Origin of the sequence: Phytoactinopolyspora endophytica, from assembly GCF_004138495.1 — a bacterium.
GTDB classification, from domain to species: domain Bacteria; phylum Actinomycetota; class Actinomycetes; order Jiangellales; family Jiangellaceae; genus Phytoactinopolyspora; species Phytoactinopolyspora endophytica.
Genome location: NZ_ML142850.1, coordinates 210,023 through 221,198, shown reverse-complemented (window position 1 = coordinate 221,198; position 11,176 = coordinate 210,023). Strand labels below are relative to the sequence as shown.

General features: G+C 65.4%; 11 protein-coding genes. 6 read left to right on the top strand and 5 right to left on the bottom strand.

Going from position 1 to position 11,176, the window contains the following annotated elements:
- The 4 genes from ELR45_RS04355 to ELR45_RS04340 form a co-directional block, all read right to left on the bottom strand.
- A partial coding sequence (locus ELR45_RS04355) for a metallophosphoesterase family protein (protein WP_165367470.1) occupies positions 1-771 on the bottom strand: 771 nt, incomplete at its 3' end.
- On the bottom strand, positions 768-1,655 hold the full coding sequence (locus ELR45_RS04350) for a carbohydrate ABC transporter permease (protein ID WP_129663749.1): 888 nt from the start codon (positions 1,653-1,655) through the stop codon (positions 768-770). The genes ELR45_RS04355 and ELR45_RS04350, both read right to left, overlap by 4 nt.
- Positions 1,655-2,521, bottom strand: coding sequence for a carbohydrate ABC transporter permease (locus ELR45_RS04345; RefSeq protein ID WP_129663747.1), 867 nt, complete (start codon positions 2,519-2,521; stop codon positions 1,655-1,657). Before ELR45_RS04345 ends, ELR45_RS04350 begins: the two co-directional genes overlap by 1 nt.
- Before the next feature lie 74 nt (positions 2,522-2,595).
- Positions 2,596-3,921 (bottom strand): ABC transporter substrate-binding protein, encoded by a 1,326-nt coding sequence (locus ELR45_RS04340; protein ID WP_129663745.1) that lies wholly within the window; start codon positions 3,919-3,921, stop codon positions 2,596-2,598.
- Positions 3,922-4,180: 259 nt separating this feature from the next.
- On the opposite strand from ELR45_RS04340, the gene ELR45_RS04335 reads away from it, so the two are divergent.
- From ELR45_RS04335 to ELR45_RS04310, 6 genes are all read left to right on the top strand, one after another.
- On the top strand, positions 4,181-5,710 hold the full coding sequence (locus ELR45_RS04335; protein ID WP_129663743.1) for a NosD domain-containing protein: 1,530 nt from the start codon (positions 4,181-4,183) through the stop codon (positions 5,708-5,710).
- A 97-nt stretch (positions 5,711-5,807) separates the two neighbouring features.
- On the top strand, positions 5,808-6,710 hold the full coding sequence (locus tag ELR45_RS04330; protein WP_129663741.1) for an SIS domain-containing protein: 903 nt from the start codon (positions 5,808-5,810) through the stop codon (positions 6,708-6,710).
- Positions 6,707-7,507: an endonuclease/exonuclease/phosphatase family protein gene (locus tag ELR45_RS04325; protein WP_205855927.1), complete on the top strand. Its 801-nt coding sequence runs from the start codon at positions 6,707-6,709 to the stop codon at positions 7,505-7,507. The genes ELR45_RS04330 and ELR45_RS04325 overlap by 4 nt, the downstream gene beginning before the upstream one ends.
- Positions 7,508-7,520: 13 nt before the next feature.
- A complete protein-coding gene (locus ELR45_RS04320; RefSeq protein ID WP_129663739.1) occupies positions 7,521-8,306 on the top strand; it encodes an endonuclease/exonuclease/phosphatase family protein in 786 nt (261 codons plus the stop codon).
- 2 nt (positions 8,307-8,308) lie between these two features.
- Positions 8,309-9,136, top strand: a complete 828-nt coding sequence (locus ELR45_RS04315; protein ID WP_420813805.1) for a DeoR/GlpR family DNA-binding transcription regulator — start codon at positions 8,309-8,311, stop codon at positions 9,134-9,136.
- 111 nt (positions 9,137-9,247) lie between these two features.
- A complete protein-coding gene (locus tag ELR45_RS04310) occupies positions 9,248-10,792 on the top strand; it encodes a right-handed parallel beta-helix repeat-containing protein (protein WP_129663735.1) in 1,545 nt (514 codons plus the stop codon).
- On the opposite strand, the gene ELR45_RS04305 is transcribed toward ELR45_RS04310, so the two are convergent.
- Positions 10,785-11,176 (bottom strand): type 2 periplasmic-binding domain-containing protein (locus ELR45_RS04305; RefSeq protein ID WP_205855923.1); only part of this gene is annotated, 392 nt, incomplete at its 5' end. The two genes, ELR45_RS04310 and ELR45_RS04305, sit on opposite strands and share 8 nt — an antisense overlap.

Below are 11,176 nucleotides of genomic sequence, written 5' to 3'. Positions count from 1 at the left end.
CAGTGTCGAGTACGTCAAGCCTGTTCCGTCCACGTCGTACGACCGGAACGCCGACGCTCCTGGGCCGAGTCCTCCCGCCGTGATCTGGACGCAATGCCCGGCAACCGGGCGTACGGAGTTGACGTGGACGTGCCCGCACACGTAGGCGCGGACGTTCGGATGCGCTCGGACGATCTCGAGTAATGCCGGGCCGGCGGTGGGGAGGAACTCGTCGGTTCCGAACTCGTCCGAGGCCCGCGTCTCGCGCGCCGGGACCACGGGATAGTGCCCGCAGAGGATGACCGGCCGCTCGTCGGCGGCAAGCAGGCGTTCCAACCGGGGCAGAGCGCCGTCCGGGTCGCCCTCCCGGAGCCCGACGCCGACGACCCGCACCGCGCCGAGGTCATGGCTGACCACCGGACTGGGCAGGAAGACCGAACCGAAATGCGTCTCCGGATAGGGGACGTCTTGATAGGCCTCGTTCTCTTGGTTCGTCAGTGCGCGCTGCACGCTGGGCCCCAGGTCATGGTTGCCCGGAACGGTGAGCGTCGGCAGGCCGATCGTGTCGATCCATTCCTTGGCCAGGACCAGATGGTCCCGGTAGTACGCGCCGAAGTTGGTCACGTCACCGCTGACGATGACGAGGTCGGGAGCCAGACGGGCCAGCTGCGACCGGTCTCTCTCCAGCGATCGCCAGCTGCCCGGAAACCGTCGCTCCGGCTCCGGCTCGATGTGAAGGTCCGAAATATGCACGATGCGCATCGCGGTCAGGACTCCTACCTTCCGTTTCACTTGCCAGAGCCGAGCGATATGCCTTCGATGAGTCGCCTTCCGAGCCAGATGTACACGGCGAGTGTCGGAAGGACGACGATACATGCGCCGGCCAGCAGAGCACCGTAGCTTCCGCTTCCGTACTGCACGGTCGACAAGAAGGCGAGCAGCGCCACGGACAGCGTGTAGTTGGCCGTCTCCTGCAAGAGGACCAGTGCCATCAGGGTCTCGTTCCACAGCGACAAGATCGTCAGCGTCAACGCGGTGATGATCCCCGACCGCGCCAGCGGCAACATGACCCGGAAGAACGTCCGCAGTGGCCCCGCACCGTCGAGCAGGGCCGCCTCCTCGAGCTCGCTCGGCAGCGACCGGAAGAACCCGGTCAGCAGGAACACGGAGAACGGCAGCCCGAGCGCCGTGTAAACGAAGTAGAGTCCCGGCAGGCTGTTGACCAGGCCCACCTCGGCCAGCATCACGAAGATCGGAATCACCAGAACCTGGCTGGGAATGCCGATGCCCATGACGAACGCCACGGTGAGCCCACTCGCCATCCGGCTCTGACTGCGGGACAGCACGTATGCCGCCGGCGCGGAGAGCGCGATGACGGACACCGAAGCGGCAGCCACCACGATGACGGTGTTCCTCGCCGCTTGCCCGAATCCCGAGGTCACCCAGGCCTCGGTCCAGTTGTCCAGGTTCCACTCCTCCGGCAGGCTCCACGGACTGTCGAAGATCTCGCCGCTGGTCTTGAAGGAGGCCAGCACCATGAAGACGAGTACGGCGATGTTCGCCGCGACGAGGAGCCACACAAGCGACCGCGGTGCCTTCTTGACGAAATTCGCGACGGTGTGTCGATGTGCCCTGGCGGTGTTGCGGCCAGTGGTCGCCACGTCTTGTCCCTTCATCAGAACTCGAGCGGTTCTCGGTGGGTGAGCCTGCGGAGCAGGACCACGAAGGCGGTGAAGACCAGCAGCATGAGCAACGCCGACGCGGATGCATAGCCGAATCGATACGCCGACGACCCGAACGACTCGCCGTACACGAACAGGGCCGAGTTCCAGACCGAGGTCGGCGGCATGTCGTTGGTGGTGCCCCCGAAGGCGAAGATGAACTCGAAGATCTTGATCGATTCGATCGTCCAGAGCACAGCCGCGACGGACACGACGTCCCTGGACAGCGGCAGCGTGACGTACCTGAAGCGTTGCCAGGCGTTCGCTCCGGCCAGCGATGCCTCCTCATAGAGATAGATCGGTATCCGGTCGACCCCGGCGAGGATGATGGTGGTGTAGAGGCCCACATTGATCCAGACCATGCCCAGGCCGATCATCGTGAACATATTGCTCGAGTTCAGCCAGGAGATTGGCTCCACACCGAAGTTGCCGAGGACCGAGTTCACCGTGCCGCCGTGCTGGAACAGAATTCCCCAGACCAGTGCGATGACGATGCCCGACACCAGGACGGGGAAGAAGATGATCGATCGCGCTAGCCGCTTGCCCTTCATCTCCCGCAACGCCGCCGTCAACGCGAAACTCGCGAGGAACACACACCCGCCGACTAGCACGAGGATCTTCATGCTGTTGGAGAAGGCGGTCTGGAAGGTCGGGTCCTGCACGAGCGTGACGTAGTTCTTGAGCCCTCGCCACGACATCGGGCCCGCTCCGGCCCATTCGTTCAGACTGATCCATATGACGCCGATGGTGGGGCCGACGAAGAAGACCACGAACAGCGCGGTAGCCGGTGCGACGAACGGCCAGAACATGCGCCTGCGCATGACGTCGACCGGACTACCACGGCGCTCGGGCGGGACGCTCCGAGTGGGAGCGTCCCGCCTCTCGTGCAGAAGTGTCACTGGTTGAGCTCCCAGTAGTTGGCCTGCTGCTCCTTGATGTGAGCGATGAACTCCTCCCCGCTCAGCTCGCCCAGCATCAGATCACGTCCGGCCGGCTCGAAGATCTTCGAGTAGTAGTCCGGATGGTATTGGCGGAGCCCGTCGAGCAGTGGTGTGAGCTGGTTGTCCTGCATGATGGTGTAGATCCCCTCGAGCGACCCGGCCTGCTCCAGATCCGTGCGGGCCGGGAGTACGGGCACCGCGTTCGCCCAGGTCGAGAGAGTGTCCTTGTTCAACATGAAAGCGATGAACTGCTCAGCTGCGTCGACGTTCTTCGCCTTCTTCGGGATGGCGAAACCATAGGCTTCGAACGGCACCGAGCGATCGTCTCCGAACGCCGGGAAGTTCATGGCGGCCAGCTCGAAGTCCTCAGGCGCCCACCCCTTGGTGTCTCCCTCGAGCGGCACCCACGATCCCATGAGCAGGAAGTCCGCCTCGCCGTCGAACCACTGCCGCTGAACGGTCGGCCACTTGCTGGCGTCGTAGCCGTCGGGGAAGTAGCCACTGGCGGCGAGCTCCCCGATCTCGACCATGGCATCCCGGATCGCCGGGTCTTCCCAACCCTCACCCGACGGGTCGGTCGCGAGCTCGAGTAAGCCGCCGGGCCCGAGTATGCGGGCCAGCGTCATGCCCGGCCAGATGGAGGCGTAGCTCCCGATGTCCCCGTCGAGGGCGAGAGGTGATTGTCCGGAACTACGTGTCTCCTCCAGGATCTGAGCGAAGTCGTCCCATGTCTCCGGTGGGCTCGCGGCGACCTCGTTCAGCCGATTCGCGTCGTACCAGAGCGCATAGGCGTGGACGAAGAACGGCACGAGGAACGGCTCGCCGGACTCAGTTGTCGTCACCACCTCGTAGTCCTCGTTGATCACCTCACCGATCGTGACGTCCTCGCCGAATACCTCCTGCTCGTACAGCGAGCTCAGGTCGGTGTACTGATCGGTGTTGACCATCACCGAGCCGACTTTCGATGTGCTCTGCGTGACCACGTCCGGTACAGAGTCCGTGTTCTGAGCCGCGAGCACCTTGTTCATCACGTCTCGGCCGTGCCACTCCACCTCCACGGTGATGCCGGTTTCGGTCTCGAACTCGTCGATCGCCTCCTGGAGGTACTGCGCGTCTGGTTCGCTGTCTTGCCACATGGACCAGTAGTGCAGGACCTGGCCTTCCTCTCCGGAGGCCTCGGCACTGCCGTCGTCGGCCCCGCACGCTGCCACCGCGAGCAGCGGCCCGATCATGGCGGCGGTTCCCACAACGGCACGGCTTGGCGTCCGAATGCCTGTCACTCGGCCATCGTCACGGATACCTCGAATCACAGCTTCTCCTCGGTCAGCAGGACAATCCCCAGGTCAAACCGCTGAAGATGCCGATACATCAGCGGGCGGAACGACTACGGACGGCGGGGAGAACCCTCGCACCGTGCCGGGTTGTGCTCAATCGTGCGCACACCTATGCTCATTGTCAAGCGATCGAGGCGCCTATCGCTCATGTTCAATCAGTATTTACCTGCTCCTGCCTTCCCACCACCCAGCGTGAGGAGTACGAATGACTGCGAGCGCACGCACTCCAGCACGGCTTTTCTCCCGTCGATCATTGGTCCGAAGCCTGGCCGCCGGAAGCGCCGCCACCGGAATGGGCATGGCGCTGGCCCCCACGGCCACAGCAAAGGACCCGAACACACCGTGGACCGCCGACCATGTCGAACATCCCGGTGGCACACCGGATCAAACAGCCATCCAGGACGCCCTCGATGCGGCTTTGCCCGACGGTGGCCACATCACCGTCGGCGCCGGCGTGTGGAACGTCGAGGTGCCCTTGCGTATTCACGCCGGGACCCGGCTGACTCTTGCTCCGGGGACGACCCTGCTCCGTACGGGGGAGACCACCACCCTGCTGTCCAACGGCCCACGGGACGGGTCGGACACCACCACGGGCGGTTACGACGGACCCGGCGACATCATCGTCGAAGGCGGCGTCTGGGACGTGAACGTCGACAACAACCCCAGGCCGGCCTGGGGGATCGTGTTCGGGCATGCACGCAACATCACCGTGCAGGACCTGGAGATCCGCAATGTCCCGGAGTGGCATGCCATCGAGTACAACGCCATCTACAACGGTCTGATCCAGAACTGCTCGCTCATCCGGGCGACGCCGCGAGCCAACGGGCCGTGGAACGCGGAGGCCCTGAGCATCGACCTTGCCTACCCGGGCCTGCAACCATTCGGGGCCGGTGATTACACCCCCAGCGAGATGATCCGGATCATCGGCAACCATTGTGAGGACTGGCCGACGTTCGCGGGATGCCATTCCGGATACGGCGGTGTGTGGCACAACCAGTTCGTCATCTCGGACAACACGATGACGAACCTGAGTTACTGGGGGGTCAGCCTGCGGAACGCGTCGAGGGCAGTCATCACCGGTAACACCATGTTCGACGTGGGCGGCGGCGTGTGGCTGCGACCGACGACGGTGCCTGAGCTGCAGTCGGTGACCAGCATCGTCATCTCTGACAACGTCATCGACACCACGACTCGTAACGAAGGAATACGACTTGCCGGTCAGTCGGAATCGGGCGAGGACGGGCAGATCTACGGCGCGTCGGTGACCGGTAATGTCATCCGTCGGGCCAATACCGCCGGGATTGTCACCAGATGGTCACCCGAGGCCCATATCAGCGACAATTCGATCTTCGTGACCGGTGCCGCCGGAATCGAGGCGCAGGACTGCGACCTGGCGGTCATAGCGACCAACTACATCCGAGACAGCCAGGACGAGGGCCTGCTCGTATCCGGCGGTCGTGGCCAGCAGGTCACCGGCAACAGTGTCGTGAACGCCGGCCGGGCCGCGCCGGCGAGCACCCCGGCAGTGCGCTTCAACGACGTCGAGCTGGTGTCTGTGCAGGGCACCACGGTGCGTACGCGGAGTGGTGCCAGTAAACCCTCGCACGCGATGGTCTCTAACGCCGGCTCGTCCGACATCGCGTACACCAACAACGATGTGCGTGACAGCTTCGCGACCGCCGCGTTCGACATGCAGGGGAGCGGGCATGTGAACAACCCGCCGAACATCGCCTGAGGCGACGACGCAGCCGTGGGCGGCGCGTGAGCGTCGCCCACGGCTCGGCCGAGACATTCAGGACTGACGAGTCCCACGAAAGACAACGGAGGTACCCGTGCCGAGCGCGACACATGTCCAAGCCGAGATCGACAGCCAGCCGGAGTGCTGGCGGCAGGTGGTCACCCTGCTGAGCTCCGCAGCCGGGGCCCTTCCAAGGGCGGGCGAGCGAGTGGCCGTCATCGGTTGCGGCACTTCGTGGTTCGTGGCACAGGCATACGCGACCCTGCGGGAACGCCTCGGGCAAGGCGAGACGGACGCCTTCTCGGCGTCAGAGTTCCCCGTGAGCCGGCCCTATGACCGGCTCGTGGCAATCACCCGGTCCGGGACGACGAGCGAGGTGCTCGACGTGCTGCGTTCTCCGCGGACATCGTTGCCGACGGTCGCCATCACCGCGGATGCCAGCTCCCCGGTGCGGGAGCGGGCCGATGCGCTCGTCGTGCTCGACTTCGCGGACGAGAAGTCGGTGGTGCAGACGCGGTTCGCCACCACCGCGCTCGCGTTCTTACGCGCTCATCTGGGGGAAGAGATCGACACGGCCAGCGCTCAGGCGGAGCTCGCACTGGCCCAGCCCGTGGACGAGATACTTCTGCAATGCCGGCGGTTCGTGTTTCTCGGGCAAGGCTGGACGGCCGGGCTCGCGCATGAGGGAGCGCTGAAGATGCGGGAGGCCTCTCTGTCCTGGGCCGAATCGTATCCTGCGATGGAATATCGGCATGGGCCGATCAGTCTCGCCGACAGCACGGCCGTCGTCTGGTTCCTCGGCGGCGATGCGCCCACGGGGCTGATCGACGAGGTCCGCCAGGCCGGCGCACACGTCGTGGCCGATCGGCTCGACGCCATGGCCGATCTGGTCCGGATACAGCGGCTGGCTGTGGCGCTGGGCCTGTCGAAGAACCTGGATCCAGACCAGCCACGTCACCTGAGCCGCTCCGTCATCCTGGAAGCGGGCACCTGGTGAAAGCGAACACGGTGGTCACGATGGTCTACAACCTCTGGGGAGACCATCGCTGGGAGGATCGTGCGGGTCCGCTCCGGGAGCTGTTGCGTATCCGCGACCCCGACATCCTGGCCACGCAAGAGCTGCGTCTCGCCTCGCGGACCGTCATCGACGAGGTTCTTCAGGGTCATGACCGCGTCGAGGATGACTTCCCGGGCTGGGCTGGACAGGGAAACATCTGGTGGCGCCGGGACCTGTTCAAGCACGAGGATCACGGGGCGGAGGACATCGGCATCCGGGCCGACGACGCCTGCCTGTTCTGGGTTCGGCTCGCCGTGCGCGACCTCGGCACCTCATTGGTGTTCGCCACCGCGCACTACACCTGGCCCGGCCACGAAACGGAGTGGCACGACGACGTCAGCCCGCGGCCCGAGCACGCCCGGCGTACGGTCGACGCCTTGAATCGGCTGGCACCGGATATCCCGTGCATCTTCACCGGCGATCTCAACGACTACGCGCGGCCGTTGTGGATCCTGCGTTCGGCCGGCTTCGAGGACTCGTTCAGCTACCTGAAGCGTCTCTCGCCGGCGACGCATCCGGTCTTCCCCAACCCGGTGGCACGGGTGGACGTGAACGACCCGGAGTTCACGCCGTCCACCATCGACTGGCAGTTCCACCGTGGCCCGCTCGCCCCTCGGGTCAGTGAGGTGGTCGACTTCTACTCCGACGGTGTCCCGCCATCCGACCACAAACCGGTCGCGGTGGCGTATCGCATCGAACGAGGACCCGAAGGTTTGAGCTCCGACCTGCAGAAATGAGCTGATCACACCGATGACCTCTCCTGACAGCACGCCACGCGACAGCGGCTCGGCACCCGGTGAGCGGGCCGTGCGCATCCTGACCTTCAATATCCGGCACGGCGAGGGAATCGACGACGTTCTGGACCTGGAACGGACGGCTCGGGTGATCGAGTCCACCGACGCCGACGTGGTGACGTTGCAGGAGGTCGACCGCCATTTCGGCGGCCGTAGCCGGTTCCAGGACCAGACATGGTGGCTGGGCCGCCGGCTCGGCATGACCGCCCTCTACGGCCCCGACATGACTCTGCCACCGCCTGATGTCGGCCGTCCCCGGCGCGAGTACGGCAACGCCATCCTCACCCGGCACCAGGTCGAGTGGTGGGACCATGTGCCGCTTCCGGCCTGGCCAGGGATGGAGGAACGCGGTGTGTTGCGGGCGTCGTTGCTGTTGGGAGAGTCGTCCGTGACCGTGTGGACCACCCACCTCGCACACGAGAACCCCGAGCTCCGCGCCGAACAGGCCCGCGCCGTCGTCCGGACGCTTCCAGGCTCCCCACGTGGGCTGGTGCTCACCGGAGACCTGAACGACGTCCCGGAGAGCGCGACGCTCAAGGAACTGACCGGCCCGTTCGCCGATGCGTGGCCGCTAAGCCACACGGAACTGGGTGGCACGTTCGACTCCGTGAGCCGGAGTATCCGCATCGACTACATCCTGGCGACCGCGGATATCGGGGTCACGGCCGTGGACCTGGTCGAGGTGGGCGACGCATCAGACCATCTTGCGCTGGTCGCGGATCTCACGGTCCCGGCCGGCTGACCGTGCTCCGGGCTACTCGCCGCCGCTCGGACCGCATCTCGTCGATCGTCGAGCGGATGGCCGCGGGCCGCAGTTTGAACGTCAGCGAACTGGCAGAGGAATTCCGGGTTTCGAGCGCGACAATTCGGCGTGACCTTCAATTCCTGGAACATCAGGGAATCATCTCCCGCACCCACGGTGGTGCGACGTCGACAGGCGAATTCGCTCCGACGCCGGCGCCTTATCGGACACATCGTGCCGGCGAGAAGGCGAGAATCGCCGGCCGCGTCGCCGAAGCCATTCCTTTCGGCCGGCCGGTCGTGGGGTTCAACGGTGGTAGTACAACACTTCAGGTAGCGCGGACACTCGCCGGGAGAATGGGCATGACAGTCGTGACGAACTCGCTGACCATCGCTGCGGAGCTGGCCAGCCAGGCCTGGCTGACGCTCATCGTCACCGGGGGGACCAACCGCTGCACCTCCCACCAGCTCGTCGGTCCAGGTATGCATGCGTCCATGTCGGAGATCAGGCTCGATATCGCTGTGATCGGCGTCGACGGGATCGTTGCCGGGCATGGGGCCGGCAACCACGACCCTGAGGAGGCGGCCGCTGCCGCCGCACTGATCGCGCGGGCGGACCGCGTGATCGTGGCGGCCGACGGGTCCAAGATCGGACGGATGGCGGCGGCGCGCGTCTGCCGGCTCTCCGAGATCGATGAGCTCTTCACCGACGATTCCGCCGATCCTGAAGCGCTGGAGATGATACGCCGTTCCGGGCTCGGCGTATCGACAGGGTCCGAAGCGGATTGTGTTCACTATTCGCATTCGAACAATGCAGACTGCGCACTTTAGGGCGAGCTATAGACGCCATCGGATGAATCTCTACACAATGAAATCTCTGAGGGTCATCGCCTGAAAAGGAAGACCCGTTCTCGGCCACGCCAGCAATGGAGGATCCAGAGCATGTGGAGAGCGAATCGCCGACCGTCGGAACTCACCGGAACAGCCCCGTCCCGCCGTTCGCTTCTCGGTGGAGCGATCATCGGCGGCACCGGACTGGCCGCCGCCACGATGGTGGCGGCCCCGCCGGCCGCCGCCACGCCACCCTGGGAGAAGTTCCACGTCGAGCACCCCGGCGATGACCCGGACGAGACGTCCATCCAGCGAGCCCTCGACCATGCTCGTGACCAGGGTGGTGGCCACGTCACTGTGGGTGCCGGCCGTTGGCGGATCGAAAAGCAGCATCTTCGCATCTACGCCGGCACCAGGCTGTCGCTGGCTCCCGGCACGGTGCTGCTCCGTACCGGCGAGCTGACCGCGATGCTCAGCAACGGCCCACGTGACGGCTCGGACACCACGACCGCGGGGTACGAAGCGCCGGGGGACATCATCGTCGAAGGCGGGGTCTGGGACTTCAACGCACGTGAGGTCCCGCAGCCCGGGTGGGGGCTCGTGTTCGGGCATGCCGCCAACATCATCGTCCAGCACTTGGAGATCCGCGACGTGTCGGAATGGCACGCGATCGAGTACAACGCGATCTTCAACGGCGTGGTCGACTCGTGCACGATCGTCGGCTCGATAGCCCGGCCGTCGGCGGCGTGGAACCAGGAAGCCGTGAGCATCGACCTGGCGTGGCCCGGCCTGCAGCCGTTCGGCGCCGGCGACCACACCCAGAGCCAGCTGATCCGGGTGGTGAACAACTACTGCGAGGATTGGCCGACGTTCGCCGGTTGTCATAGCGGGTACACCGACTCCAGCCACGACCAGTTCGTTTTCACCGGGAACACCGTGCGTGGCCTGTCGTACTGGGGGGTGAGCATCCGGAACGTCAACCGGGCCGTCATCACGGGTAACACCATGTCGGACGTGGGCGGTGGTGTCTGGGTGCGCCCGCACGACGATCCGAACTATCTGGACCACCGAGCGATCTCCGGCATTGTGGTGGCGGACAACGTCATCGACACCACCACTCGGGACGAGGGTATCCGGGTGTTCGGTGTCGTCGACGAGACTCTCGGCGACGGCCGGATCTACGGCAGTGTGGTGACCGGAAACGTGGTCCGCGATACCGCCAAGACCGGAATCGTGGTGCGCTGGGCGCCGGAGGCGCTCGTGGCGAACAACTCGGTCCTGGGAGCGGGTGCCCACGGCGTCGAAGTCCTCAACTCGTCGTCGGCGGTCGTGACCGGGAACTACGCACGAGATCTGGACCACCACGGTCTGGCGGTCTCGCATGGCGAGGAACAGCACATCATGGGCAACACCATCGCCAACCCCGCGCGAGCTGACGAGGGCGGTGCCGGGATCCATCTCGCCGCTGTGTCGCACGTCAGCATCCAAGGCAACAAGGTGACCTCCACGGCGCCGGAGCCGGCCCATGCGATCTCCGCCGACAGCGACTCTTCAGGCATCTTCTACACGAACAACGACGTCCGTCGTGGCTATGCGGAGACTCCGTTCGACCTCAGCGGTACCGGCCACGTCGACACCCCCGGCAACCTCAGCTGACGTCGTGGGTCGAGAAGGCCCGGCGCAGTGTCTCGGTGCACGCTGAGGACCTGGTGGCGGATGTGATCAGGGCGCCGGTGACCGTGAGATCCGGCTCGACCGGGATCACGGTCACGCGCTCGGTCGTCGTGATGGTGCCGGGTTCGCCGTAGACCAGCGTCCACGAGGGCGCTCCAGCGCCGATCTCGACCAAGGTGTCCGTCAGCGTTCCCACCGGCCGTCCGGGCCGCGGCTCGAAACCGGCCCGGCGGCAGGCATCCACGACGAAGCCGTGGACCAGGGGATCGCACTTCTCAGCCGGCATTCTGACCGGTAGGTCGGCGAGCTGCGCGAGCCGCAGCGACTGGCTCTGAGCGAGCGGATGTGACGAGGTGAGGGCGACGC